We start from the raw sequence: 25,628 nt of genomic DNA on the forward strand, positions 1-25,628 counted from the left end.
GAATTCGCGATAGCAGAGGTTTATGTTGCAGAATAACAACATACAAATCTAGATAGCGAATTGTTTATATAAGAGGGGTAATCATTTCCATATATAGGTAATTTTATTCATAATTTGATCTACAATACTAAAAGTATGACATGAAATACAATGAAGTATAGGCAAGTTGATGGATTTTTATTCTTGGAATGCCTACTTAACGGGCAAGTCTAGTCCGCCGTGGATACTTCCCCGTTCCACTCCTGACATGCCTGCGCGGTGGTCGGCACGCCATGTTTCTTGCGGATCAGGTCAAAGACGACCGCTTTGATGATCGCGACCGCCATCAGCAGAACGACAAATGAGAATGGCAGCGCGCCGATGATCATGGTGATGCGGATCGCGTCAATCCCGCCCAGGATCAGCATGGAGCCGACCATAAAGGCGAGCGCCGCACCCCAGAACAGGATGTGATAGCGGCGTGAGCCTTCATCCTCGCCCGCGCCGTTGATGGTGTTGATGATAAGGATTGCGCTGTCCACTGAGGTCACCAGATACGTCATCAGCAGGACCACGACGAGCGCTGATACAATTAAAGCGAGCCCGGGGCTCAGCAGGATCGAAAGCGTGGCGAACAGCTGATCCGAGATCCCAGCATCGGCAATTGCGCCTCCCGCGACCCCGCTCAGCTCCAGATCAATCGCCGTGCCGCCGACAATCGCCATCCAGGCAAAGCACATGAGCGAGGGCACGATCACCACGCCAAAGATGTATTCGCGGATTGTGCGCCCGCGCGAAATGCGCGCGATAAACATGCCTACGAAGGGCGCAAAGGCGATCCACCAGGCCCAGTAGAAGACCGACCAGTCGAGTTGCCACTGGACGAGCGCCGCACTCACATCATCGCCCATATCTTCAAAGATAAGGAGTGAATTGGTCGGCAAGGTGACCAGGTAATCCCAGATACCTGTTGCGAGCAGCGTCAGCCCAAGCAGCCCAGAGCCAGCCACGAGGAACAGCACCAAAAGCGCAAAAGAGAGCCCCATATTGAGGTTGGAGAGCCATTTAATGCCGCGCCCGACGCCCGAAAGCGCGCTAAGCGTGGAGGCACCCACCAGCACCAGCAGAGACACCACAATCGCTGCCGTGCTTGCCGTGCCGCTATCCGCGAGCAACCAATCACCCATCCCCACGCGGTGAAGCCCAGCAACGAACTGCTCGACCCCAAGACCCATAGTAACCGACACGCCAAGGATCGTCGCGACCACCGCGACAATATCAACCACGTGACCCGAAATGCCGGACATGGACTGACCGAATATGGGGGCAAGACTGGAGCGGATTGTCAGCGGCAAATCGCGCCGATACGCGACATAGCCAATCGCTAGACCCACCAGCGCATAGGTGCCCCATGCGGCAAGGCCCCAATGCAGGAAGGTGTAGATATAGGCGGGGCGCACGGCCTCGGCTGAGCGCGCCTCCAGCGTGCCGCGAATAATGTCTGGATTGTTCGAGAAATGAGCGAGCGGCTCACCGGTCGAATAGGTCAGCATGCCAATCCCGATGCCTGCGCCAAAGAGCATTGCGAACCATGAAAAGCGCGAGAACTCAGGCTTTTCATCAGGTGCGCCAATGCGCAAGCGCCCCGATTGCGGGATCAGCGCGAGCGCGCCGCACACCACCACGAGCAAAGCCACAAGGTAGATATACCAGCTGCTGAATGTTGCGATAATCGTGGAGTTGGCCACCTTCAGCGTTTCGCCCGCGCTGACGGGGAAGAAGATCGCCCACATGATGATCACCGAGACAATGATCTTGGCCGGGATCGTTACTTCGCGGCTGAAACCGTCGTAAAACCCTGCGTCATGCGTGTCGATTGGCAAGTCAGTTATTGGCGGGTCGATCGGCAGATCAGCCTTATCGGTCAATTGAGAATGTGAGATAGGGTTTCCTGAACCTTGCTGCGAGCGAACGCTTATTTTTTGGATCCGATGATGTGCGGATCTTTGTGCTCAGCAGATGGCGTGAGCTGCGGTGATCATAGAGGCTTGGTGATTTGTTGCAAGGTGAGCCCGCCAGTGTATTGCTCAGGACGATGAAAGGCCGGGTCATCCTGTGGGGCACCTATGATCTGGGGAAACCCCGGACGCGCATACTGCGTGACGCGCTGCGCCGCGCAGGCTTCGGTCTCGATGAAATCCACGCCTCAATCTGGGAAGGTGTTGCGGACAAAAGCCAGCTTTCCTTGCTGGGCTGGGCTGGCCGGGCACTGCGCTGGCTCGCGGCTTACCCGTGGCTCATTTGGCGCTATTTGCGTGCACCCGCGCATGACGTCGTCCTCGTACCCTATATGGGGCATCTCGATGTGATGATCCTGTGGCCTTTCGCTAAATTGCGCGGGGCCCCGATTGTGTGGGACGCGTTTCTGTCGCTGCATGATACGGTCGTTTCCGACCGCCAGATGGTTGGGCGGCGGAATCCGCTCGCATGGCTTGTGTACGGATGGGAATGGCTTGCGAGCCGCGCCGCATCGCGCGTGGTGCTCGATACAGATGCGCATGCAGCGCTTTTTCAAGAGCTTTACGGGATCAGCGCTGAGAGGACCGCTAGCGTGTTTGTCGGAGCGGAAAATGAACAATTTGCGTTGCCGCCCGCGACTTCGCGCGGGCCCGATCAGCCTTTGCAAGTCCTGTTTTATGGCCAATTCATCCCTCTGCACGGGGTCGAGACGATTGTCGAGGCGGCAGCATTGGCGCGAGATTTGCCGATCGCATGGCACCTGGTGGGCGAGGGACAGGACGCTGCGAAAATCCGTGCGAGGCTGGCCATCGAGGCTCTACCCAAACTGCGTTGGACGCAATGGGTCGCTTACGAGGATCTGACCAAGGAAATTGCCAATGCCGATATCTGCCTCGGTATTTTCGGGACCAGCGGCAAAGCAGCCCGAGTGATCCCTAATAAGGTCTTCCAGGTTCTCGCGGCCGGCAAGCCGCTGATCACGCGCGACAGCCCAGCGATCCGAGAGCTTGTTGATGATGGCGATGCAGGAGTAACTCTTGTACCGCCCGGAGATCCAGCGGCGCTGGTAAATGCGCTGCAAGCTATGGCTAATTCGCGTGAGGCACCGCAGATAGCTGCTAAATTTTCAGCGGACGAATTGGCGCGAGGCTGGGCCGAGGTGGTCGAAAGTGCTCAGTTGGGCGGCGAGAGCACGTAAGAAGCTTGGCGTGGGAGACCAAGGCAAATCGGCCAAAGATGCACTTCAAAATGTTCCCAGTCCCGCTCAGAGCCGGCCAGAGGCAAGAGCAGCTCACGCAGCGCTAAGAATGTGTCGCGCGCTTCCCCGCCATAAGACATTGCAGCATCGCCCCAGTTCTCGCGGCACAAGGCGGCGCACCGCGCGAATGTTGAGCGAATTTCGGGAGCGAGCGCCGACGCGGCTGCCATCTGGTCAAATTGCTCAATCAAGTCGCCACGCTTGGCCTTGAAACGCGTGATACGCCTTTCGATATCGCCTAGCGTTATGGTCCAGGGCCTGAGCATTTTGAGCACTCCGCCATTATGCGCATTGCCGCCATGCAGACGGTGAAAGGTGTCGGCATCGGGCACGTAGCGCACGCCGTCAGAAAAGGCCGCGATGAGGCTGATGACCCAGTCGAATGCAAGCTTAGAACTGAACAGCTCCTCGTCGATGATTTCGCGGCGACACAACATAGCATGCGCCGAGACGCGCGAGCTCCGCAAAATGGCAACGCGGTCATCACCGTGATGCGCGACATTTAGCGCTTCCATCAGGGTTTTACCCAGAGGGTCGCCAGCGCCATCAATCAGGTGTGATGGCCCGAAAGCGAGCGAGCAACCGTCAAGATTTTCGTAAAGCCGCTCCAGCTTTTGCGGACCCCAGATGTCGTCTTGATCCGATATGGCAATTAGCGGTGTAGAGGCCTCTGCGAGCAGCTCTTTCAAGCGTGTCTTTTGGCCTTTATTGCCGTCGGACGCGAGCACCCTTACCCGGCTATCCCTGTCAGCATATGCTCGAAGAATTTCAGCGCTGGCGTCATTGGACCCGTCATCAATGGAGACCAGCTCAAAGTCCTCAAAACTCTGGGCAAGGATTGAGTCGAGCTGCTCTTCGAGAAATTGCGCGCCGTTATAAGTCGGGAGCAGGATGGAAATAGCTGGCATTGCGCGCATGCTCCTATTTAAGTAACGCACATTCAGCAAGGACATCCGGCAGACGCGCCGATAGGTCCGTTGAGGGTGTCATGAAGCGGGCGTGCATTTTTGTGAGCTATTGGGCTGAGCCGGAATTGCCCGGCTATATCCATCATCACGTTGAAGCGCTGGCAGCGCTCGATTTCGATATCTTCTTTGTGTCAAACTCCCCTCTAGATGAAGCGAGCGAAGCCCAGCTTGGTGAGTACTGTAAATCAGTACGTCAAAGAGAGAATGTGGGATTTGATTTTGGTGCTTGGCGCGACGAGCTGCGCTTGGTTGAGCTGAGCGGCTATGATGGATTACTGCTCACAAATAGCAGCATTGTTGGCCCGCTTTTTGACCTCTCCCCCATGTTTGTCGAAATGGATAAGCGGGGCTCCGATTTCTGGGGTCTGACGCTGAACCGCCTTTTCAAAGACCATTTGCAGAGCTTCTTCCTCTATTTTCAACCGCAGGTATGGCAATCGCAGTCGTGGGATACCTTCTGGGGCAATGTAAAGGACCATGCCGATAAGCGCCAGATCATCCTAGACTATGAGTTGGAACTTTATAGTCATTTCCAGAGTGCCGGCTTCACCGGGAGCAGCTATATCAAGCCCAATCCGCTCTGGACGATGCTGCGCCCCTCGATGTTGCCTGGGCGCCGGAAAAAGCCGGTCTATTATGATGACCCGACCATTGCCCGCCCGTTTGCGATTGTTCGGCAAGGCTTCCCTTACGTCAAGGCATCGCTTCTGTGGGGAGAGGCCAAAGAAATTGGCCCCTCGCTTGATCAATTTAAACGCCGGATCAAGACTGATTATGATTGGTCCCTAGCCGAGAGTATGCTCTTCTGAGCGCTCGCTCAGGCTTGCCCTCATTGAACCTTCCATAGGAGATTGCAGACATGCGCGTTCTTGTTGCGACTGACTTCCTTGAGGGGTGGAGCGGCTCTGAGATCATGGCCTTGGAAGTTGCGGAGCATTTTGGCGCGGTTGCCACATCCTATTGGGGGCAGACGCCGGCAAAGTCCGAGCTTGAAAACTGGCGGCCCATTGAAGAAATTGATCTTGGTGAATTCGATCTGGTCTGGGCCCAGCATCATGTTCTTTTGACGCTACTCAACAAGCTGGACGGCGACCATCGCCCGTTCGTGATATGGGCTACTTTGTCTCCTTATGATGACATGGAGCAGATCCCGCCAAGCTTGATCAAAGAATATGTCGATATCGCTGTTGCGAATAGCGCGGAAACCGCCAAGGCGCGCGGCCTTGAGATATCATTTGAAAACGCCGCACCGCGAAAGTTCCATTTCGAGCGTGAGCAGCGCACGCTGAAGAACATCCTCTTTGTCAGCAATAACCAACCTGACGAAATGTTGGAAGCGGCAAGCTTGCTCAAGCGAAAGGGGCATACCCTGCGCTTTATTGGCAGAGATCGCGAGGTAAAACGGATCGAACCCGCAGATATCGCCTGGGCTGATTGTGTCGTGACGATAGGCAAGACGGTGCGCTATGCGCTTGCGTCTGGAACACCTGTATTCTTGTATGATCGCTTTGGCGGTGATGGCTATGTGACTGATGAAAATTACGCGCTGAATGCAGAGTTCAACTTTTCCGGACGGCCCAATGAACGGCGTCTGAGCGCTCAGGTGCTGGTCGATGAAATTGTCGCTCAACATGGATACCCTGTGCTGCCGCCTCAGCCCGTGTTCGAGGACTTTCTTGATAAGCTTGCCGGACAAGCAACGCCGCAGCCTTTCAAACGTATTGACGATTTGCGTGCTAATGCAGCGATGGCCGACAGTATCGGTCAGTGGCTGATTAAGTGTCGCAGTGAAAGTGTCATCCAATCTCATGCAAAGGGTTATCGCAAGGCGGCAGGTCAATTTGTTCGGCAAAAGGCTCCGCAATGGATGCAGCGCCTGTTGTTGCCCTAGCAGGTCGTCGGCCAGATTTAGGTTTGGCTGCGCGAGAGCAACTGGCTGCCGGCCTTGAACAGTTGAATGAAAAGCGGGGATTTGAGCAGATACCCGGTGACGAAATAGGCGGCTGCGCCAATAATTGGGACGATCGCAAGCCTCGTGAAAGAGGCAGTTGGTACCAGCCATTCAAAGGCTAATATTGCTCCCATCATCGCCAGGGTCGCTATCCATATGTCGCGCAAGGCCATGAGTTGATCCAGCAAGCCTACACTTACGATTCTCTTGGCATTGGCCGCGCTAATATAGGCCGAGAAAACCACCGAAGCAGCATATGCGTAAGCCACGCCAATAATGCCAAAGAAGCTTCCACAAATCATCAGGCCGATCCCTATGAAACGTTTTAGGAGTTCGCTCGAAAAATACGTCCGGCTCATGCCTTTGGCGAGTAAGATTTGGATATTGGCCGCATGGACTGGGTTGATGATCCCGGCAATGGCAAGCACGCTCAAGATAGGCCATGCCGCGCGCCACTGCTCACCATACAGCGTCACAATCAGATCTTCAGAAAGTATGGCGAGCCCGACATAGGCGGGAGTGGACAGGATCATGATCCCAGCCAGCCCCCGTTCCAACCCGCTCCTCAAGGCACCATGATCGCCCGCGCGCTCCGCCATAAGGGGTAAGGCGACGCGGCTGACCAGTCCGGTGAACATTCGATGCGACAATTGCACCACGCCATAGCCACGATTGAACAGTCCAACATCGCTCACCGGATAGGCTTTGGCGATTATCAGTACGAAGCCTTGCGTGTGGATGATGCTGAGGCTCTGGACCACACTGACCGGGAGTGCGAAGCGCATTTGCTCTTTCAGCTTGGCAAAATCGAACCTAAGTGCCGGGCGCCATTTGCATACGAAGAAAATGCCTATTGTGCTCAGAGCCGCGCCAAGCACCATTTGCAGCGCCAACGCCCAGATTCCAGCGCCATGGAATGCCGCGTAAACAGCGGCGCCGCCTGAGACTATTGCGGACATCCAACCAATATTGGCCATAGGCTTGAAGCGCATTTGCTTGGTTAGGAGAGCATTTGGGACGACTGCAAGTGCGCTCACGAACGGATGGATCGCGACGATCGGCAACAGGCGAGCAAGCTCTGGGAATCCGTAAAAGGCTGCCAGAGCTGGCCCTGCGGCGGTGATTGCAATGCTGGCCAATGCGGAGGCTACAAGTAATGCGGTAAAGATCCGATCGAGATCTTCCTTCGCCAAATCCTGACGTTGAACGATCAGCGTTGAAAAGCCGTTTTGAATAAGGGTTGAGAGGAGCATGACGGCGAGAACCGCAAAGGCGAAAATGCCAAATTGCTCTGGGGTAAGTAACCGGGCGAGAAAAACCGTTGCGATGAATGTGACGAGCTGCCTCGCGAGCAGGTCAACACCTGCCCAAAAACCCGCATTCGCCGCACGTTCCAAGGTCATTTGCGATGGCCAGTGGGGCGCGCGGCGAACGCACCAGTAGTCAGGCCGATAGACCAGACTGGTTGGCTACCGTCCATCATAATTGCGCTCGACCCATTGGCGATAGGTGCCGTCCATAATCGCGCGCCACCAAGCTTCATTCTCGAGATACCAGCGGATCGTTGCGTCTAGCCCGTCCTCGAAGGACCATTTCGCCGCATAGCCCAGCTCTGCGCGCGCTTTGGACTCGTCGATGGCATAGCGCCGATCATGTCCGGGCCGGTCCGTAACGGTGATCTTGAGGCTGTTGGAGGGCTTACCTTGTGCAGCAGGCGCGTCGGGGAAACGTTCCGCCAGCGCCGCGTCTTTCGCAAATAATGCGTCGACCACGCTGCACAAAGTATCGATCACCTCGACATTGGGTTTTTCCGCGCCTCCGCCAATATTGTAAACCTCGCCCGGCTTGCCGCGCAGCAAAGCCGCTTCGATCCCTCGGCAATGGTCTTCCACATGCAGCCAGTCACGGCGCTGCTGCCCATCGCCGTAAATAGGCAATGGCTTGCCGCTCAGGCAATTGAGCAGGAACAGCGGGATGAGCTTCTCAGGGAATTGGTATGGGCCGTAGTTGTTCGAGCAATTGGTGGTTGTCACCTCCAACCCGTACGTATGGTGATAGGCCCGCACCAGATGATCGCTCGCCGCTTTTGAGGCTGAATATGGCGAGTTAGGCGCATATTGCGTCGTCTCGCTGAACGCCGGATCATCCAGCTCGAGCGAGCCGTATACCTCATCAGTAGATATATGGTGGAAGCGGTGCGGCTGGCCATCACCCTCATCCAGCCAGACAGACTTGGCAGCTTTGAGCATACTATGCGTGCCAATGACATTGGTCTCTATAAACGCGTCGGGGCCGTGGATTGAGCGGTCGACATGGCTTTCCGCCGCGAAGTGGACGACGGTGTCGATTGCGTGGTCCCGCATGAGCTTTTCGACCAATGACTGATCGCCGATGTCGCCGACCACCAACTCGGTGTCGCTCGCCTCAAGGTTTTGGGCATTTCCCGAATACGTGAGTGCGTCGAGCACGATCACGGTGTCAGCGGGGTGCATGGCGCGCCAATGATGCACGAAATTTGCGCCGATAAACCCGGCGCCTCCTGTTACGAGTAGCTTAGCCAAGGTCTTTGAGCTCCTTAATTACCTGGCGCAGATTGACGCGCCAATGCGGCGGGGGTGAGCCTAGCCGCTGATCTGTGTCTGATGTGTCTAGCACGGAAAATTTGGGACGCTCAGCGGGAGTGGGATACTCCGTCGCTGGAATTGGTGATACTGCTGGTGCGCGGTCCAAGAGGCCGGCGGCGACCGCCTCTTCAAAGATGGCCACGGCGAAATCATACCAGCTGGCAACGCCGCTATCGCTGTAATGATGGATCCCCGATGTATCGCTGCTTGTGAGCCGCCAGAGCGCGTTGGCAAGCGACCGCGCCGCAGTGGGCGTTCCGACTTGATCCGCTACCACTGACAATGCGTCACGTTCGGCGCCGAGGCGGAGCATTGTTTTTGCAAAGTTATCGCCTGCCGTGCCATAAATCCAACCAGCTCGTACGATCAGCGCGGACGGGTTCGCCTCCATCACAGCCAGCTCGCCATCGCGCTTTGTCTGGCCATAAACGCCTAACGGATTGGCTTGGTCGTCTGGACGGTACGGACTGCTCTTCATGCCATCAAAGACAAAGTCGGTAGAAACATGGGTTAGTCGAGCATCGCAGCGCTGCGCCGCCTGCGCCATGGCGCGCGGGGCGTCAGAGTTTATCGCAGCGGCAAGCGGCTCATCGCTCTCGGCAGCATCGACCGCAGTGTAGGCGGCGGCGTTGAGAATGTAGGTCGGTTTGTGGGCTTCGATAACGCCCTTGATCGCGTCGGCGTCAGCAAGGTCGCACGTAGCGCGGGTGATGCTCACGACGTCCACACCATTTGGTGCGCTATTGCGCAACGCAGTGCCTAATTGCCCGGCAGCCCCGAAGATCACCGCCTTCACGGGTAAACCTTTGCTTCGGAGAATGGCACGCCAGCGGCATCCTTGGCTGAAAGCTGCGGTGCTTCGCCAAAGTCCGGCCACCCTATGCCAAGCTCCGGGTCATTCCAGGCGATGCAACTTTCATCGCTCGGATCATAGAAATCAGTGCACTTGTAGAGGAATTCAGTTCCATCTTCGAGGCTCACAAAGCCATGCGCAAAGCCGGGCGGGACCCATAGCAAGTGCTTGTTTTCAGCGGATAGCTCTGCGCCGACCCACTTCCCGAAATGCGGGCTGGAGCGGCGGATATCGACCGCAACGTCAAACACGCTTCCGGCGATCACACGGACCAGTTTTCCCTGCGGCCGGCTCAGCTGATAGTGCAGTCCGCGCAGCACGCCTTTCGCGCTCTTCGAGTGATTGTCTTGAACGAACGTCTCGGCGATGCCCAGCTCAGCAAAACTGCGCGCATTCCAGCTTTCTAGGAAAAAGCCGCGCTCGTCGCCAAAGACTTTCGGCTCCAGCAAAGCAACGTCAGGATGTCCGATTTCCAGCCTTTGCATCAGGTGCGCCTCGATTGCATGACTTTGAGCAAATAGTCGCCATAACCCGATTTCCTCAGCGGTTCCGCAGCTTTGATAAGCTGCTCATCATCAATAAACCCCATGCGCCAGGCGATCTCTTCAGGACAGCAGATTTTCATGCCTTGCCGCTCCTCAATGATGCGCGTGTAAAGCGAAGCATCGAGCAGCGAGGCATGCGTGCCGGTGTCGAGCCAGGCGACGCCTGCACCCATCATTTCTACCGACATATTGCCCTGTTCCAGATACATGCGGTTCACGTCTGTGATTTCCAACTCGCCGCGCGCAGATGGTTTGATCGCCTTGGAGTATTCGACCACACGCTCGTCGTAGAAATACAGCCCGGTGACCGCATAATTTGAGCGCGGCTTTTCCGGCTTTTCCTCGATTGAAATCGCACGGCCATTGTCGTCGAACTCAACCACGCCATAACGCTCTGGATCAGCAACGTGATAGCCGAACACCACCGCGCCATCGTCGCTCGCATTTGCGCGGCGCAGCTTTTCAGGCAGGCCGTGGCCATAAAAGATATTGTCACCAAGGATCAGCGCGGATTTGCCGCCGTCGATGAAGTCCTCGCCAAGGTGAAATGCCTGCGCGAGCCCTTCGGGTTTTTCTTGGACGGTATAGTGAAATTCGACGCCCCAACTCTCTCCTGTGCCAAGCAACTTTTTGAAGTCTGCCTGATCTTCCGGTGTGGTGATGATGAGCATCTCGCGGATCCCAGCCAGCATCAAAACCGAGATTGGATAATAGATCATCGGCTTGTCATAGACCGGCATCAATTGCTTTGAGGCCGCCAGAGTAAGCGGGTGCAAGCGCGTGCCCGAACCGCCGGCAAGAATGATCCCTTTACGCATGATGTGACTTTCCCTGAAAAGTTTCGTTTGATTGGCTTTGATGGGCGGCGTTCATAGCCGGTAATAGCTCGGTTTGCCTGGCGGGGCTTCTTGCGGTTTTGGCAGATTGGCCCCCCAGCGCAATGTCACCGGGCCACCGTCCCAGCTCGTTTGTCCCTTGGCAAGTGTCACTACGTCGCCGCAGCGCCGGAGGCGCCCGGCCAGCGTGCGTTCTCCGGTACACTCCACAGTATAAACGCCAGCTATGATGATTTCGAATTGGCCAGATTTCCCGGATAGCTCTTTGCCTGCCACCCAGATATCGCCCCAATGTTCAATGTAATGCGCACGCACCATCGCCTCATCCTCAGTCGATAGGCGCGGGCTATCATAGTCGAACTCTGGCTTCGCTGCTTTCAAGAGCGCTGGCGAGGTGAGCATCATCAAGGGCGGGCTATCACGCCGTATCGCATCATCAATGCCGGGATGACCGGGCAGATTGCTGCTCTCAATGCCCCAGCTGCTCATGAAAAAGCCGCTCTTGTGATTGGACGGGAACATTGAGCTGCGCGCGATATAGGTCACTGGCTCGGGGAACATCTCTTGGACGGCGGCGGCATAGGCACGCTGAGCGTCTTGAACTCGGGGCCAATAAGAGATCATTTGACCAATCATTCCGAAAGCCAGGACTGCCAGGAGTCCCATTTGAAGGATCGGCTGGCGCAGCTGCGCGAGGCGCTGCACCGCTGGAAGCGCGACAAGTAATGCGGGAAAGAGTATGAACGGGAAATAATAGGCATAGGCATTGCGATAGAAAGCCAACGTCACGAGCGGCAAAGCGCATAGCAGGAGTGTGATCGCCAGTCCTCTTTTTCGAGTTACAATCAAGCTGCGAACGGACAGCGCTGCGCCTGCCGCTATCGCTAAAGCCGGGACGACCCCGCCCACTATCCAATCATTTATGTAACGCGCTCTTGGGAACCACCCTTGCTCACCAATAACTTTCTGAGCAGCGCTACTGCTGGCGGCGACACCGCGTTCGAGCCCGTTCGCAGCTGCTGGGGCAGCTGTTGACGCTGCTCCTTGCAGAGCGGGGGGCGTCAGGGTCGCGGAATGCCACATCCACAGGAAAAGTCCGATGATCAGTGTCGCGGCGGCGGCGAGCGCAAAGTGGAAAAGGATGCGGCCCGCTCCATGATCTCGCCAACTAAATAGCAATGCGCCCAGAAACGCTGGAAGGTAGAAAACCGCTTTGACCGTGATCAGCAGCGAGATAGCGGCGAGGCTGCCAGCGAGAACGCTGCGCCACCATTTTGGCTTTGCAAAAAGCAGTGCCAGCGCCCCCATCATTGCGGCGGCGGCAGGCGGATCTGTGCGAAAGCTCGCTCCATGCGCGAGTGAATACGTCGCGCCGAAGTATAGCAGTACTATGACAAGCGCACTCGGCCCATCAGCTAGTTTGCGGGCGATCCAGTAGAGACAGCTAAGCCCCGCGAACTGGCAGAGTAACATGACGAAGCGGCCGGCGATGATCTGGTCAATCGCACCCAAGGGTAGCCGGGCAATCCAACCGAGCAGTTGGACATGGAAGTTTTGAAACGGATCGCGAAGCTCGCCTGCGTTGGCGAGGTAAATGCGCCCGAGAAACCAATATTCATCCCAATTGATGTTAAGGCGCAAAATCAGCAGCATCTGCGCGATGCAGCATGCGGCCAGCACTATCATCACAGCAAGGTTAGGGCGCCGATCGGCCGATTGGTCTTTCATGCTCTTTGCCGCCCCTGCGATGCCTTTGCCCGCTCAGCTTTTGTGCGAAGCGAGAGTGGGAGCGGAGTTTGGGGCCGAATTGCCGGCCGAAAAATGATCAGGCTCGGCGGGAAGAGAATGGGTGATATGGTGCAATTGCTCATCGACCTTGCGCAATTGGCGCAAATTCGCCTCAAGCAATTTACGGTTGGCAGAGATGAGATCGCCAAGAATGCCGAGCATGGCAATCAGCACACCGAGGATGAGCAGCGCGCCGCCAATGACCAGCGATTGGATATGGCCGCTGCCATCACCATTCACATAGAACCAAAGGAAGCGGAGGATCGGCAAGGCACCGACCAGTGCGATGAGCAGCCCTGTGCCAACGAAGACGCGTAGCGGATTATACGTCGTATAAGCGCGCGCAATCGTAACACCGGTTTGCGAAATGAAGCTCGGAATTGAACTGAACAGGCGCGATGGGCGTACCACAGGGTTGGTCCTGATTGGCACGCTGGAAATTTGCAAACGCTTGCGTCCAGCCTGAATGAGCATGTCTGTGGTGTAGGAAAAATCTGTCGTGATGAAGATGCGCTGCGCCGCATCACGGCTGAACGCACGAAATCCGCTAACCGCATCGGTAATATCCGTGCGTGACAAGCGGCGCACCACGGCGCTGCCAAGCCGCTGCAATCGCCGCTTCACAAACCCAAAATGCGCATTGTTGCGAACGCCGCGATCACCAATCGTAATGTCTGCTTTGCCCTCGGCAACCGGGGCCACAAGTGCGGCAATATCTTCGCCCACATATTGCCCATCGGCATCCGTGTTGACGATGATGTCTGCGCCCTCGATCAGCGCACGGTCAACTCCGCTTTGGAACGCCGCAGCAAGCCCACGATTTCGGCGATGACGAACGATATGTTGGACGCCTGCCTCACGGGCAGCTTTGCTGGTGTCATCATGCGAACCATCATCAATTACGAGCACTTCGATGCAGTCAATGCCGTCAATGCTGCTGGGTAGAGCGCGAACGGTTTCCGCGATGTGCTCTGCCTCGTTGAAACAGGGTATCTGGATGATGAGCTTAGTCATGCTCCCCTCTTTCGTATAAATAGATTTACGAAGCGTAAACCATAGTTGGAAACCATGATCTGGCGGCGCAGTTAGCGCTTTGCTCTTGCGATGCAGTCACTTAAGACTTCGCGTGATGAGAGATGAGACAAACCTCATACTGGACTCAGCGCAGCGCGTTTTTGCCTCCGTTGATGATGAAGCGATCCGCCGGGCTGAGCGGGGCGAATGGCTGGGCGAAACTTGGGATGCGCTGGCAGAGTTTGGCGCGCCGTTGATGCTGCTCGGCGAGGAGCAGGGCGGCTTTGGCCTGCCTGTGCAAGATGCCTTTGCGCTAGTGCACTTTGCGGGCCAGTTTTGTGTGCCTTTGCCGCTAGCAGAGGCGATGCTGGGCAATTGGGCGCTCGCGCAGGCCGGGTTGCCGCTGGGTGAAGGGCCGCTGACGGTCGCTGTGCCTCAGCCGGACGATGATGTGCATTTGGAACGGCGTGTGGGGGGCTGGCATATCGCTGGCACGGTGAGCGGCGTTCCTTGGGGACGGTTTGCCGATATGGTGCTGATTGCTGATGGTCATGTCGCGCGGATCGACCGTGGGCTTGGCCAGATTCATCATGGTGCAAATTTGGCGGATCAACCGCGCGACACGCTCACCTTTGATACTCAGTTGTCGAATGGCATGGTTGCCGAATCTGCTGAATTGACGCCCGCTATTGTCGAAGCTGCTGGCGCGGCTTTGCGAACGGCTGCCATTGCCGGTGCTCTAGAGCGTGTGCTGGATATGGCGGTGACATATGCTGGCGAGCGCGAGCAATTTGGACGGCCCATCGCCAAGTTTCAGGCGGTTCAGCAAAACCTTGCGCGGCTTGCGGGCGAAAGCGCCGCGGCCAATGGCGCGGCTGGGCTTGCGGCAAGCTCCTTCGCGAATAATGTCGCGCGGGCGGGCATTGCGGCGGCGAAATCGCGCGCAAGTGAGGCAGGCGGTGATGGCGCGGCGATCGCGCATCAGATTTTTGCGGCGATTGGATTCACCCGCGAGCACCGGCTCAATCATTCCACCCGCTGCTTGTGGTCATGGCGCGAGGAGTTCGGCAATGAGGCCTATTGGAACCGCGAGCTTGGCGAAGCGGCGGTTGCGGCAGGACCGACTGGGCTTTGGCCAATGATCACTCAGCTCGGCGGGGCTGCAGCATGAGCCAGATCAACTTCCCTGAGCCCGTCGAAAGCGCCGCAGCAGAGGAACTCCGCGCGGAAGTTCGCGACTTCCTCGCCCGCGAGATGGCCAGCGAAACCCCTGTTCGCAAAGCGCGCAGTTGGGATGGATTTGACGCCGACTTCAGCCGCAAGCTGGGTGCGAAAGGTTGGCTCGGCATGACTTGGCCGAAGCAATATGGCGGTCAGGAACGCTCCGCTTTTGAGCGTTATGTCGTGGTTGAAGAGCTGCTCGCGGCGGGCGCGCCGGTATCTGCGCATTGGATCGCGGAGCGTCAGAGCGGGCCGCTGTTGCTGAACGTTGGAACCGAGGCGCAGCGCCGAGCAATCCTGCCCAAAATTGCGGCGGGCGAATGCGTGTTTTGCATTGGTATGAGCGAGCCGGATTCCGGATCAGACCTTGCCGCAACCCGCACGCGGGCCGAATCTACCGACGGCGGCTACCGGATCAATGGTACGAAGCTTTGGACCACCAATGCGCACCGCGCGGACTATATGATCTTGTTTTGCCGCACGAGCGGCGGTGTGGAACAGCGCCAAGCTGGAACCAGCCAGTTGCTGATTGACCTTAAAAACACCGACGGCATCACCATCCGCCCGATCCGCGATCTTGCGGGCCAAGAGCATTTTAACGAGGTCAATTTTGAGGACGCCTTTGTCCCCGCCGACACGCTGATCGGGGAAGAGGGCAATGGCTGGAACCAAGTGATGAGCGAGCTGGCCTTTGAGCGTAGCGGGCCGGAACGGTTTCTTTCATCCTTTGAATTGGTGGTGCAGCTAACGCGTATTCTTGCCGGCTCAAGCGACCCGCATGCGCTTGCGGCGCTGGGTCGAATGGCCGCGCATATCGCCGTGCTGCGACGGCTTTCGCGCGGTGTCGCGGCGATGCTGGAGGCGGGCGAAGATCCGGCCTTGCAGGCCTCCATCATTAAGGATTTGGGCGCTGTGCTGGAACAGGATATTCCGGCGATCGCCCGCGAGCTTGTCACCTTTGCGCCGCGCAATGAGGCCAAGCAGGACTTCCTCGCTGTGCTTGATCATCTGGTGATGGTTTCGCCATCCTTCAGCCTGCGCGGCGGAACGCGGGAGATATTGCGCGGGATTATCGCGCGCGGGCTTGGTCTGCGGTAGTAACTCTGCGGGTGGCTAGGCTCTTTTAGCAGAAACTCGCTCAAGCCGCTCAATAACCCTTCTCAAGCTCTCCTCAGCTTCGCGCATTTCAGCAAGGCTCATAGGTGATGATGCTTCTCGATCTTCGGCAGACATCCGTTCTGCCATCAGAGCATGCGCCTTCGCGATCAACGCAAACAGGTTTTCCTCTTCGCGACCGGTCTCGCTCATCGCTTCTCTGCGCGGGCGATGATCGCCATAGCGACCGCCGTGGAATAGCAGCGGAGCCTTATCGCGCGTTTCAAAGCCCACGACTTCGCCGACCATAATGATGTGATCGCCGCCGTCATATTGGTGCTGAGTGCGGCACTCGAATTTCGCAGCGTAATGATCAAGAACAGGTGAGCCAAGTTCGCCCTTGGTCCAGGTCAAATCGCCGAATTTATCCTCGCCAGTGCGGGCAAAGCGGTCCGCTAGATCATCTTGATCAGCCGACAAGACATGCACAGCAAAGTGACCGCTTTCGCAAAAGGCAGGGCGGGACAGGCTGCTTTTGGCCAATGACCACAGCACCAAGGGTGGGTCGATGCTGACGGAGTTAAAGCTGCTGGCGGTGACACCAATCGGCTCATCATCAGGGCCGGTCGTGGTTGCGATCGTGACGCCCGTTGCAAACGAACCCAATGCGTCGCGAAATTGCCGACTATCTGCGCGCACTAAGCTCATGGCACGCTATCTAGTGCGGAAGCGCGTGAATTCAAATAGCGGCTCGCAATAAGCTAGCGCACAGAGCGGCTTGCATGTAGGTTTACAAATGAAACTGAGAATCGCTGCGCTTCTTAGCGCTGCCAGCCTGGAGAGAGACATGACAAAGACATTCCCCAATTTGATCGATGGTGCGATGGTTGAGACTTCCGCGACTATGGAAGTCGTGAACCCGGCCAATGAAGAAGTCATCGCTCTCGTCCCTTCCTGCGGTAAAGATGAGCTGGACCGGGCGGTTGCCGCCGCGCGGCGTGCGTTCAAAACATGGTCGAAGACCCCGATTGAGGACCGCCGCAAAGTGGTCCAGGCGATCTCGGGCGTCATTAAGGAAAACGCGGATGAGCTGTTCCGTCTGCTGACGACAGAGCAGGGCAAGCCGCATGATCAGGCCAAGGGCGAGATTTTCGGTGCAGCGGGCATGGCTGCGGCGCAGTCAACGCTCGATCTCGATGACGAGATCAATGAGGATAGTGATGCGCGGCTCAGCCGCACGCGCCGCGTGCCAGTGGGCGTGGTTGGCGGGATCGTGCCGTGGAACTTCCCGGTTATGATGGCGATGCAAAAGGTCGCGCCTGCGATCCTTTCAGGCTGTACCATCGTGCTCAAGCCTTCGCCATTTACTCCGCTTGCGACGCTGCGCATTGCCGAGCTGATCAAGGACGTTGTGCCAGCGGGTGTCGTCAACATCATCACGGGCGAAGACTCGCTCGGGCCGCTTATCACCGGCCACCCCGATATCGACAAGATCACCTTCACTGGCTCAACCGCGACGGGCAAGAAGATCATGGAAGGCGCGAGCGCTGACCTTAAACGCATCACGTTGGAGCTGGGCGGCAATGACGCCTCGATCGTTCTGCCCGATGCCAATGTCGAGAAAGTGGCTGAGCAATTGTTCTGGTCCAGCTTCTCTAATGCGGGCCAAATCTGCGTCGCGGCCAAGCGCATTTATATCCATGAGGATATCTATGACGATCTCTCCGCAGCGATTGCCGAATATGCCAAGACGGTGAAAGTCGGCGACGGGTCGGAGCAAGGCACAGGCGTTGGCCCTATCCAGAACAAGAAGCAATATGAGCGCGTGCTTGAGCTGGTTCAGGATGCCAAAGACAATGGCTATAAATTCCTGACCGGCGGCGACACGGATCCGTCAGGCACCGGCTATTATGTTCCGATCACCATCCTCGACAATCCGCCAGAAGATGCACGGATCGTGGCTGAGGAGCAGTTTGGCCCGGTCATGCCGCTGATGAAATTTGCTACCGAAGATGAAGTGATCGAGCGAGCAAACAATTCAGAATACGGGCTCGCGGGCGCAATTTGGACGGCCAACCCTGACAAGGGCGTTGAGATGGCCGAACAGCTTGAGACAGGTACGGTTTGGATCAACGAATTCCTACACCTCTCGCCCTTCGCCCCATTTGGCGGCCACAAGCAATCCGGCTTCGGCGCTGAATATGGTAAGGAAGGCTTACTGGAATTTACCTACCCTCAAGTAATTACCGTTAAGAAGGACAACGTGCCTGCTTAAGCGGGGTTAATGCATCGGAGGATTGCATAATGGATGATAAGGACAATACCGAGGGCGTGATTTCGCGCCGCGAGATTTTGGCCATGGGCACTATTTTGGGCGGCATGAGCATCGCTGCTCCCGTCAGTGCGCAGAGCCTTGGCAACGTGCTTGGCTCAGCGAAGAAAGTGGCGAAAGCGGCGAATTATTCTGATGCGGAAATGAAAGTCTATTTCGATCAGATGTCTGAAGAGATGGATAGCAATAATCCGGTTGCAGGCGCTGATGATCCTTATGGCCAGCGGCTTGCGGCTTTGTCGCAAGGGCTCGAAACCTATGATGGGCTTGACCTCGACATCAAAGCCTATCTGGTTCGCGATGTGAACGCATTTGCGATGGCCAATGGGACGATCCGGATCTTTGCTGGCCTGATGGATGACTTCACTGATGATGAGGTTCGCTATGTAATCGGTCACGAAATCGGCCATGTGAAACGCGAGCACACCAAGAAGCGTATGCAGGGTGCGTTGCAGCGTGAGGCTGCGGTTAGCGTCGCGGGCACAGCGAGCAGCGATGTAAAGAGGCTCGCCTCTTCTGAGCTGGGCAAGCTGTTTGGTGATGTTATCTCCGCGCAGCATTCACAGAAGAATGAGCGCCAGGCAGATGACTATGCCTTCGAGTTTATGGAGGCGAATAACTACGATACGCAGGCCTGCGTAACAGCGCTTGAAAAGCTGGCTGGCATGGGCGGCGGCAGTGGCGGCTTGCCATGGTTGCAAACGCACCCGAGCCCAGACAGCCGAGCGAAGCGGATGCGCAAAAAGCTCTAAGGTCTAAACTCAGTTTTGAAACAATGCGGCCGCTGGGGGAAATCTCGGCGGCCGTTTGTTTTGGGGATATCTTTTTCTAACCGCGCCACCCGCACCCTCCGCCCTTCCACCCGGATATTGTCCCAGTAGGTTCCGGGTGGAAGGGCGGAGGGTGCGGGCGGCGAGGCAAGTAAAGCGAGAGCTTGCTTATTCGCCCGCTTCCTTGCCCACCAGATCAAGGCCCAGCGCCCAGCGCCGTTGGAAGCCGCGCCAATGTTCGCCCTCGTCCGGCCCGGCTAGCTTGCCATTGAGCTGATCGCCGAAGCCGACCTCCCATGTCCCGTCATTCGCGTTTGGAACAGGGACGTCGAGATAGCTGCGCTTGTCCTCCTCACCCTTGAGATGGAGGTCGAGAAACGCGGTCACGAAATGCTGATTGATGCCATTGATCCGGCCTTGTCTCCAGACCGGTTCGTTGAGAAATTCGATTGCGCGGAAGGGCGCGCCTTCAGGCAGATCAAACGCATTACCGGCAATGTTATGCCGCGCCTCGCGGAACACCAGCATATGACGCTGCGTTCCGGTGAGGCTATCGAAAATCCAGCTTACGCCCTCGCTGTGATTGCTGACATCGTCTGCGCTACCGGAAATGATCAGCGAGGGGATTTCGATTTGGCTGAGCGTCTCGGCGCTCCACACGCGGTTATCAGGCTGGCCGCCCCAAGGAGCCATCGCAACCACCGCATCGATCGGTGCCGCCCCAGCGGTTGCAGCCTTGAGCACTTCCAGCGCTTGGTCTGGAACACTGCTGAGGGTGCTGCTGTCAAAGTCATAGGCCCCGCCCGCATTGGCGAGCGCGCCGTAGCCGCCCATCGAATAACCGATGAGACCGGTCTGTTCAGCATTGATGATCGCGAAGACGCCGCGAGCATTATCGCCAGAACGCTCGGCAATTTGCGCTAGGATCTGACGCTGATCGAGTGAGCGGTCCACCAGCACTTTGGCAAAGGAATGAATAAAGTCGGCCGCGCCCTCAAGCTTCATATCGGCGTGATCAATGGAAGCCACGACATAGCCGCGCGATGCAAGATGCTCGCCCAGATTGCTCATTTGCGTGCCCCATCCATTGAAGCCATGCGAGATCATCACGAGCGGGTATGTGCTGCTATCTGAGGGCGGCGCATCGGCCAAGGCCCGCCCAGAAAACTCAAGCCTAAACGGCTCCATATCTGGCGGGTCCATCGTATGCGTATAAGTGATTGGCTGCGCCCCAGCCATTGCCTCAGCCGGATACCAGAAGCGCACTTGCAACGTGCGATTGACACGGTCTGTCTGGCCAGTTGCAAGGCCCAGCTTTGGGAAGGAAATGCGCTGGGGCATGGTGAACGCAATTTCCTGCGTGCCGATCGTGTGCACGCCGGGCCGGCCCAGCTCAGGCATTTCGCCAGGCGCGCCCTCGTGGATCGTCGGGCTTGCGACAAACGCGGTGACGCCCACTCCAACGCAGGCAATGCCGAGAACACCAAGCGCAATGTATCTTTTCTTCATGAGAACCCTGTCTAATGAGCGGTTCGTTCCGCTCTAATGGCTCTATTGCGCCAGCTTGGCGATTTCGTCCAGCACGCGGCTCGCATGTTCTTTGCGACAGATCAGCAGATCGGGCACATAAGTGTCGCGATTGTTATAAATGAGGGGTGATCCGTCGATGCGCGATGCGTGCAGGCCGTGGCCGATTGCGACGGCGGCAGGCGCGCAATTGTCCCACTCATATTGTCCGCCGGAATGCAGATATATGTCGGCCTCGCCGCGGATCACGGCCATGGCTTTGGCCCCAGCGCTGCCCATGGGGACGAGCTGAGCGCCGAGAGTTTTTGCGACAGCAACGGCTTCGTTGGCAGGGCGTGAGCGGCTGACGACCATGCGCAAGAGCGGCGGTGTTTCTGGGATGGTGCGGGGCGCATCGCTGCGCAGAACTTCGCCAAGTTCCGGTAATGCAACCGCGCCCAAGGCTGGCTCGCCGCCCATCGACAGCCCCACATGCACAGCCCAATCGTGCCGCCCTTCGCCATATTCGCGCGTGCCGTCGACGGGATCGATGATCCATGTGCGCTCTTTCGACAGGCGCTCTTCAGTATCTTTGCTTTCTTCAGACAGCAGCCCGTCATCGGGGCGTTCGGCGCGGAGGCGCTGCAACAGATAGGCATTGGCGCGCGCATCGCCTGCATCGCCCAGATCTTTGCCTGTCAGCTGTGTCGTCTCACGCAGTTCGAGCAGTATTTTGCCCGCTTCCAACGCCAGATCGGCGGCGAGATCCCCGTCGGTCATACTCATTGCCTCGCCATCACTTCAGCGGCAGGATTTGGTCAATGATGTGGCGCGCGGCCTCTTGCGGGGTCATCTCAACCGTATTGACGCAAATGTCCGGTTCTTCGGGCGGCTCATAGGGGCTGTCGATCCCTGTGAAGTTCTTGAGCTCACCGGCTCGCGCCTTCTTATAAAGACCTTTCACATCGCGTTCCTCGGCGACCTCCAGCGGCGTGTCGACGAAGATCTCGACGAACTCCCCCGCAGGTAGCATGTCGCGAACCATCGCGCGCTCGGCGCGGAACGGGCTGATGAACGCGGTCAGTACGATCAGGCCCGCATCAGCCATCAGCCGGGCGACTTCGCCAATCCGGCGAATATTCTCAATCCGGTCAGCCTCGGTAAAGCCGAGGTCCTTGTTCAGGCCGTGCCGCACATTATCCCCGTCGAGCAGGAAGGTGTGCCGGTTCATCACGCTAAGCTGCTTCTCAACCTCATTGGCGATAGTCGATTTGCCCGAGCCGGAAAGCCCGGTAAACCACAGCACGCGCGGCGTCTGGTTCTTGAGCTTGGCATGTGCCTCGCGGCTGACATCAACCGCTTGCCAATGCACATTTTGCGAGCGGCGCAGGCTGAAATGCAGCATCCCGGCGCCGACTGTGCGATTGGTGATCTTGTCTATCAGGATGAAGCCGCCCAGCGCGGGATTGTCTGCATAGGGCTCAAAAACGACCGGCCTATCGGTCGACAATTTGGCAATGCCGATTGAGTTTAGCGCGAGTGTCTTGGTCGCGAGATGTGACCCGGAACCAGTAGGATCGTTGACGTTAATCTCGCATTTCGGTTCTTGCACTGACGCGGTCACACTTTGCGAGCCGAGCTTGAGCCAATAGCCACGCCCAGGCAGCAGCTCTTCCTCATCCAGCCAGACAATCGTGGCCTCGAACTGATCGGCCGATTGCGGGGGACTATCGGCCTCGGCAATTACATCGCCGCGCGAGCAATCAACTTCATCGGCCAGCGTCAGCGTGACCGATTGACCCGCGCCCGCGCTGTCCAAATCACCGTCAAATGTCGTGATGGTTTTGACCGTAGTCGTCTTGCCTGAGGGCAGAATACGAACAGGATCACCCGGCTTTACAGAGCCGGTTGCGATCTGCCCAGAAAATCCGCGGAAATCGAGATTGGGCCGATTGACCCATTGCACTGGCAAGCGGAAGGGCTTGTCTGATTTCACTGCGCTGTTGACCGGTACACTTTCGAGATGATCGATCAGCGTCGGGCCTTCATACCACGCCATCGCGGTGGAGGCGGCGGTAATGTTGTCGCCCTTCAGGCCCGATAGCGGGATAGCGGTGAAACCTTCGATCCCGATTTCGCTGGCAAAAGCGCTGTAGTCGGCAAGGATGTCGTCAAAGACTTGCTGGTCATAATCGACCAGATCCATCTTGTTTACCGCCAGAACGATGTTTTTAATGCCCAGCAGATTGCACAGATAGGAATGCCGCCGCGTCTGAACGAGCACGCCTTTGCGCGCATCGATCAGGATGACTGCGAGGTCAGCGGTCGAAGCGCCAGTGACCATATTGCGCGTATATTGCTCATGCCCCGGACAATCCGCGACGATGAACTTGCGGCTTTGCGTGTTGAAAAACCGATACGCTACATCAATCGTGATGCCCTGTTCGCGCTCCGCCGCAAGGCCATCGACCAGCAGTGCAAAGTCAATATCCTGCCCCTGCGTGCCGACCTTTTTGCTGTCGTTCTCAAGCGCGTCGAGCTGATCCTCGAACACCATTTTGCTATCGTAGAGCAGCCGCCCGATCAGGGTGGATTTGCCGTCATCGACGCTGCCGCAGGTGATGAAACGCAGCAGACCTTTGTTCCGGTGTTGCGCGAGATATGCTTCGATATCTTCCGCAATCAGCGCGTCGGTTTGGTAGCGGGGTTCGCTCATCAGAAATACCCCTCCTGCTTCTTCTTCTCCATCCCGGCGCCGCCAGCATCCTTGTCAATGACGCGGCCTTGGCGTTCGCTGGTTGTGGTGAGCAGCGTTTCCTGCACCACTTCAGACAGCGTGCTCGCAGTGGATTCCACCGCGCCTGTAAGCGGGAAGCAGCCCAGCGTACGGAAACGGACGGACTTCTCAGTGATCTCAGGGCGCTTGCCCAAAACTTGGGTCAGCCGGTCAATGTCATCGGCCATAAACAAATCGCCATTCCAAATGAAGGTCGGGCGGACATCCGCGAAATACAGCGGCACGATCTCAATTTCCTCGGTCTGGATGTATTGCCAGATATCGAGCTCGGTCCAATTGGACAGCGGGAACACGCGGATGCTTTCGCCCTGGCTCTTGCGGGTGTTGTAGAGATTCCACAGCTCGGGCCGTTGGCTTTTCGGATCCCAACCATGGCTGGCAGTTCGGAAGGAGAAAACACGCTCTTTGGCGCGGCTTTTTTCCTCATCGCGCCGCGCGCCGCCAAAGGCCGCGTCAAAACCGTAATGATCGAGCGCTTGCTTCAGCCCCTGCGTCTTCCACATATCGGTATGCACTGGGCCGTGATCGAACGGGTTGATGCCGCGATCCTTAGCCTCCTGGTTTTGCCAAATCAGCAGCTCCATTCCGGCATCCTCAGCAGCCTTGCCGCGCAGCTTGTACATCTCCTGAAACTTCCAGGTGGTGTCGACATGCAGCAGCGGGAAGGGCGGCGGTGAGGGGTAAAATGCCTTGCGCGCCAGATGCAGCATCACCGCGCTATCCTTGCCAACCGAATACAGCATCACGGGCTTATCTGCCTCGGACACGACTTCGCGCATGATGTGAATGGCCTCTGCTTCGAGGCGCTGGAGATGTGTAAGTGCGGTCATATTGGCGCGCTATCTCTGCGCTTGGGGCGCTTGGCACAACCTCGGCTTGCTTGCAGGGTGGGTAGTTTGCCTTTTTGCCCGCCTGTAAACTGGCTTGCCAAAAGGGCAGGGAGTCCGCCAAGGATGATGCGCAGGAGGAGAGATGCAGCACTATGACCAATATGCCAAGTAACGGCCCATTGACGGGCGTCAAAGTGGTGGAATTTGCCGGAATCGGGCCGGGGCCGCATGTTGGCATGCTGCTCGCAGATATGGGCGCGGAAATTGTGCGGATCGAACGCCCCGGATCGCAGCCCAGCAATCCGGTGGTGGAGCGTGCACGCCACCGCGCGGCGGTAGATGTTAAAAGTGAGGAGGGCCTTGCTTTCTGCCTTGATGCAGCGCGTCATGCCGATGTTGTGCTCGAGGGGTTTCGCCCCGGCGTGATGGAACGGCTGGGGCTAGGGCCGGAAGTTTTGCTTGCGGCCAATCGGCGGCTTATCTTTGCCCGGATGACCGGCTGGGGGCAGGATGGCCCGCTCGCGCAGGCTGCGGGGCATGATCTCAACTACATCGCGATCACAGGTGCGCTCGACGCGGTGGGCCGCAAAGGCGATACTGCGGTTCCTCCGCAGAACCTGGTTGGAGATTTTGGCGGCGGGTCAATGTATTGCGCGCTGGGCATTGTATCGGCTCTATTTGAGCGGGAGCGCTCGGGCAAAGGCCAAGTGGTGGACGCTGCGATTGTTGACGGCGTCACCAGCCTGATGAGTTTCTTCTTTGGGGTGCGCCAAGTGCCCTATCTCACCACTGATCGCGGGCAAGGCATGCTGAGCGGCGCGGCCCATTTCTATCGCTGTTATGAATGCGCGGATGGCAAGGAAATCAGCATTGGAGCGATTGAACCGCAATTCTATGCTGAGCTACTTGAGAAGGCCGATGCGCCTGAGGCGCTGCGCGAGGCGCAAATGAACCCCGCGAACTGGGATGATTATACCACTCAGCTTGCGGCCCTGTTCAAAACCAAGACGCAGGCGGAATGGACCGCAATCCTCGAAGGGAGCGATGCCTGCGTCGCGCCAGTTTTGCCGCTGGAGGAAGCACGCGAGCACCCGCATATGAAAGCGCGCGGCCTTTATGAAGAGCGCGGTGGCATGATCCATACTGCTCCTGCGCCGCGTTTTAGCCGGACGCCAGGGACGATCCGCGACAGTGACCAAGATGGCGCCGCAGTGGTGGCGCGCTGGGCGGAAGGTGGTTAGA

The 25,628-nt window shown here is 57.4% G+C and carries 22 protein-coding genes; 8 read left to right on the plus strand and 14 right to left on the minus strand.

All coding sequences use genetic code 11. The annotated features are described in order from the left end of the window. Positions 1–209: 209 nt before the first annotated feature. A complete protein-coding gene (locus ACFCXQ_RS05655) occupies positions 210–1,907 on the minus strand; it encodes a BCCT family transporter (protein ID WP_379553895.1) in 1,698 nt (565 codons plus the stop codon). A 167-nt stretch (positions 1,908–2,074) separates the two neighbouring features. On the opposite strand from ACFCXQ_RS05655, the gene ACFCXQ_RS05660 reads away from it, so the two are divergent. Next, positions 2,075–3,196 (plus strand): glycosyltransferase, encoded by a 1,122-nt coding sequence (locus tag ACFCXQ_RS05660; protein ID WP_379553897.1) that lies wholly within the window; start codon positions 2,075–2,077, stop codon positions 3,194–3,196. Here ACFCXQ_RS05660 and ACFCXQ_RS05665 read toward each other — a convergent pair. Continuing rightward, the gene (locus ACFCXQ_RS05665; protein ID WP_379553899.1) at positions 3,172–4,164 is read right to left on the minus strand and encodes a glycosyltransferase; all 993 of its coding nucleotides are present in this window, start codon (positions 4,162–4,164) and stop codon (positions 3,172–3,174) included. The genes ACFCXQ_RS05660 and ACFCXQ_RS05665 overlap by 25 nt on opposite strands. Positions 4,165–4,244: 80 nt before the next feature. On the opposite strand from ACFCXQ_RS05665, the gene ACFCXQ_RS05670 reads away from it, so the two are divergent. Together ACFCXQ_RS05670 and ACFCXQ_RS05675 are read left to right on the plus strand one after the other, a co-directional pair. Then, the gene (locus ACFCXQ_RS05670) at positions 4,245–5,033 is read left to right on the plus strand and encodes a rhamnan synthesis F family protein (RefSeq protein ID WP_379553901.1); all 789 of its coding nucleotides are present in this window, start codon (positions 4,245–4,247) and stop codon (positions 5,031–5,033) included. Positions 5,034–5,083: 50 nt separating this feature from the next. Then, entirely contained in the window at positions 5,084–6,115 is a 1,032-nt protein-coding gene (locus tag ACFCXQ_RS05675; protein WP_379553903.1) for a hypothetical protein, read from the plus strand. Between the two features lie 17 nt (positions 6,116–6,132). Here ACFCXQ_RS05675 and ACFCXQ_RS05680 read toward each other — a convergent pair whose 3' ends face one another. The 7 genes from ACFCXQ_RS05680 to ACFCXQ_RS05710 all read right to left on the minus strand — a co-directional run bounded on the left by ACFCXQ_RS05680 (position 6,133) and on the right by ACFCXQ_RS05710 (position 13,835). Then, positions 6,133–7,578, minus strand: coding sequence for a lipopolysaccharide biosynthesis protein (locus ACFCXQ_RS05680; RefSeq protein ID WP_379553905.1), 1,446 nt, complete (start codon positions 7,576–7,578; stop codon positions 6,133–6,135). A 66-nt stretch (positions 7,579–7,644) separates the two neighbouring features. After that, positions 7,645–8,736 carry a dTDP-glucose 4,6-dehydratase gene (rfbB, locus tag ACFCXQ_RS05685; protein WP_379553907.1) on the minus strand — a complete coding sequence of 364 codons (1,092 nt, stop codon included), beginning with the start codon at positions 8,734–8,736 and terminating at the stop codon, positions 7,645–7,647. Continuing rightward, complete coding sequence (gene rfbD / locus ACFCXQ_RS05690) at positions 8,729–9,595, minus strand: dTDP-4-dehydrorhamnose reductase (protein ID WP_379553909.1); 867 nt, start codon at positions 9,593–9,595, stop codon at positions 8,729–8,731. Before rfbD ends, rfbB begins: the two co-directional genes overlap by 8 nt. Continuing rightward, complete coding sequence (rfbC, locus tag ACFCXQ_RS05695; RefSeq protein WP_379553911.1) at positions 9,592–10,137, minus strand: dTDP-4-dehydrorhamnose 3,5-epimerase; 546 nt, start codon at positions 10,135–10,137, stop codon at positions 9,592–9,594. The genes rfbD and rfbC overlap by 4 nt, the downstream gene beginning before the upstream one ends. Further along, complete coding sequence (gene rfbA, locus ACFCXQ_RS05700; RefSeq protein WP_379553913.1) at positions 10,137–11,015, minus strand: glucose-1-phosphate thymidylyltransferase RfbA; 879 nt, start codon at positions 11,013–11,015, stop codon at positions 10,137–10,139. Before rfbA ends, rfbC begins: the two co-directional genes overlap by 1 nt. A gap of 51 nt (positions 11,016–11,066) precedes the next feature. Further along, positions 11,067–12,761: a hypothetical protein gene (locus tag ACFCXQ_RS05705; protein ID WP_379553915.1), complete on the minus strand. Its 1,695-nt coding sequence runs from the start codon at positions 12,759–12,761 to the stop codon at positions 11,067–11,069. A 33-nt stretch (positions 12,762–12,794) separates the two neighbouring features. After that, positions 12,795–13,835, minus strand: coding sequence for a glycosyltransferase family 2 protein (locus ACFCXQ_RS05710; protein ID WP_379553917.1), 1,041 nt, complete (start codon positions 13,833–13,835; stop codon positions 12,795–12,797). Positions 13,836–13,950: 115 nt separating this feature from the next. On the opposite strand from ACFCXQ_RS05710, the gene ACFCXQ_RS05715 reads away from it, so the two are divergent. Next, positions 13,951–15,006, plus strand: a complete 1,056-nt coding sequence (locus ACFCXQ_RS05715; RefSeq protein WP_379553919.1) for an acyl-CoA dehydrogenase family protein — start codon at positions 13,951–13,953, stop codon at positions 15,004–15,006. Beyond that, a complete protein-coding gene (locus ACFCXQ_RS05720) occupies positions 15,003–16,154 on the plus strand; it encodes an acyl-CoA dehydrogenase family protein (RefSeq protein ID WP_379553920.1) in 1,152 nt (383 codons plus the stop codon). Before ACFCXQ_RS05715 ends, ACFCXQ_RS05720 begins: the two co-directional genes overlap by 4 nt. A gap of 15 nt (positions 16,155–16,169) precedes the next feature. Here ACFCXQ_RS05720 and ACFCXQ_RS05725 read toward each other — a convergent pair whose 3' ends face one another. Further along, positions 16,170–16,859: a flavin reductase family protein gene (locus ACFCXQ_RS05725; protein WP_379553922.1), complete on the minus strand. Its 690-nt coding sequence runs from the start codon at positions 16,857–16,859 to the stop codon at positions 16,170–16,172. Positions 16,860–16,998: 139 nt separating this feature from the next. On the opposite strand from ACFCXQ_RS05725, the gene ACFCXQ_RS05730 reads away from it, so the two are divergent. Continuing rightward, positions 16,999–18,426, plus strand: coding sequence for an aldehyde dehydrogenase family protein (locus tag ACFCXQ_RS05730; protein ID WP_379553924.1), 1,428 nt, complete (start codon positions 16,999–17,001; stop codon positions 18,424–18,426). Positions 18,427–18,455: 29 nt separating this feature from the next. Beyond that, positions 18,456–19,235: a M48 family metallopeptidase gene (locus ACFCXQ_RS05735; protein WP_379553926.1), complete on the plus strand. Its 780-nt coding sequence runs from the start codon at positions 18,456–18,458 to the stop codon at positions 19,233–19,235. Between the two features lie 186 nt (positions 19,236–19,421). Here the strand turns inward: ACFCXQ_RS05735 and ACFCXQ_RS05740 are convergent, their stop codons facing one another. Genes ACFCXQ_RS05740 through cysD form a run of 4 tightly spaced genes read right to left on the minus strand, consistent with a single transcriptional unit; the run spans position 19,422 to position 24,386 of the window. Further along, positions 19,422–20,762, minus strand: coding sequence for an alpha/beta hydrolase family protein (locus tag ACFCXQ_RS05740; RefSeq protein ID WP_379553928.1), 1,341 nt, complete (start codon positions 20,760–20,762; stop codon positions 19,422–19,424). A 42-nt stretch (positions 20,763–20,804) separates the two neighbouring features. Then, positions 20,805–21,545 carry a 3'(2'),5'-bisphosphate nucleotidase CysQ gene (locus ACFCXQ_RS05745; RefSeq protein ID WP_379553930.1) on the minus strand — a complete coding sequence of 247 codons (741 nt, stop codon included), beginning with the start codon at positions 21,543–21,545 and terminating at the stop codon, positions 20,805–20,807. A gap of 10 nt (positions 21,546–21,555) precedes the next feature. Next, positions 21,556–23,475 (minus strand): sulfate adenylyltransferase subunit CysN, encoded by a 1,920-nt coding sequence (gene cysN, locus ACFCXQ_RS05750; protein ID WP_379553932.1) that lies wholly within the window; start codon positions 23,473–23,475, stop codon positions 21,556–21,558. Further along, complete coding sequence (cysD, locus tag ACFCXQ_RS05755; protein ID WP_379553934.1) at positions 23,475–24,386, minus strand: sulfate adenylyltransferase subunit CysD; 912 nt, start codon at positions 24,384–24,386, stop codon at positions 23,475–23,477. Before cysD ends, cysN begins: the two co-directional genes overlap by 1 nt. 152 nt (positions 24,387–24,538) lie before the next feature. On the opposite strand from cysD, the gene ACFCXQ_RS05760 reads away from it, so the two are divergent. Beyond that, entirely contained in the window at positions 24,539–25,627 is a 1,089-nt protein-coding gene (locus ACFCXQ_RS05760) for a CaiB/BaiF CoA transferase family protein (protein WP_379553936.1), read from the plus strand. Position 25,628: the final 1 nt, after the last annotated feature.

The sequence above is a fragment of the Qipengyuania rhodophyticola genome (genome assembly GCF_042493225.1).
Classification (GTDB): domain Bacteria; phylum Pseudomonadota; class Alphaproteobacteria; order Sphingomonadales; family Sphingomonadaceae; genus Erythrobacter.

Bases quoted from the DNA above. Each gene is read 5' to 3' on its own strand.
- ACFCXQ_RS05715 (WP_379553919.1), top strand. From the start codon at position 13,951: ATGAGAGATGAGACAAACCTCATACTGGACTCAGCGCAGCGCGTTTTT.
- ACFCXQ_RS05725 (WP_379553922.1), bottom strand. From the start codon at position 16,859: ATGAGCTTAGTGCGCGCAGATAGTCGGCAATTTCGCGACGCATTGGGT.
- ACFCXQ_RS05745 (WP_379553930.1), bottom strand. From the start codon at position 21,545: ATGAGTATGACCGACGGGGATCTCGCCGCCGATCTGGCGTTGGAAGCG.
- ACFCXQ_RS05735 (WP_379553926.1), top strand. From the start codon at position 18,456: ATGGATGATAAGGACAATACCGAGGGCGTGATTTCGCGCCGCGAGATT.
- ACFCXQ_RS05680 (WP_379553905.1), bottom strand. From the start codon at position 7,578: ATGACCTTGGAACGTGCGGCGAATGCGGGTTTTTGGGCAGGTGTTGAC.
- ACFCXQ_RS05705 (WP_379553915.1), bottom strand. From the start codon at position 12,761: ATGAAAGACCAATCGGCCGATCGGCGCCCTAACCTTGCTGTGATGATA.
- ACFCXQ_RS05730 (WP_379553924.1), top strand. From the start codon at position 16,999: ATGACAAAGACATTCCCCAATTTGATCGATGGTGCGATGGTTGAGACT.
- ACFCXQ_RS05760 (WP_379553936.1), top strand. From the start codon at position 24,539: ATGACCAATATGCCAAGTAACGGCCCATTGACGGGCGTCAAAGTGGTG.
- rfbC (WP_379553911.1), bottom strand. From the start codon at position 10,137: ATGCAAAGGCTGGAAATCGGACATCCTGACGTTGCTTTGCTGGAGCCG.
- ACFCXQ_RS05710 (WP_379553917.1), bottom strand. From the start codon at position 13,835: ATGACTAAGCTCATCATCCAGATACCCTGTTTCAACGAGGCAGAGCAC.
- ACFCXQ_RS05675 (WP_379553903.1), top strand. From the start codon at position 5,084: ATGCGCGTTCTTGTTGCGACTGACTTCCTTGAGGGGTGGAGCGGCTCT.
- rfbA (WP_379553913.1), bottom strand. From the start codon at position 11,015: ATGCGTAAAGGGATCATTCTTGCCGGCGGTTCGGGCACGCGCTTGCAC.
- ACFCXQ_RS05670 (WP_379553901.1), top strand. From the start codon at position 4,245: ATGAAGCGGGCGTGCATTTTTGTGAGCTATTGGGCTGAGCCGGAATTG.
- ACFCXQ_RS05720 (WP_379553920.1), top strand. From the start codon at position 15,003: ATGAGCCAGATCAACTTCCCTGAGCCCGTCGAAAGCGCCGCAGCAGAG.
- cysN (WP_379553932.1), bottom strand. From the start codon at position 23,475: ATGAGCGAACCCCGCTACCAAACCGACGCGCTGATTGCGGAAGATATC.
- cysD (WP_379553934.1), bottom strand. From the start codon at position 24,386: ATGACCGCACTTACACATCTCCAGCGCCTCGAAGCAGAGGCCATTCAC.
- ACFCXQ_RS05740 (WP_379553928.1), bottom strand. From the start codon at position 20,762: ATGAAGAAAAGATACATTGCGCTTGGTGTTCTCGGCATTGCCTGCGTT.
- ACFCXQ_RS05665 (WP_379553899.1), bottom strand. From the start codon at position 4,164: ATGCCAGCTATTTCCATCCTGCTCCCGACTTATAACGGCGCGCAATTT.
- ACFCXQ_RS05660 (WP_379553897.1), top strand. From the start codon at position 2,075: ATGAAAGGCCGGGTCATCCTGTGGGGCACCTATGATCTGGGGAAACCC.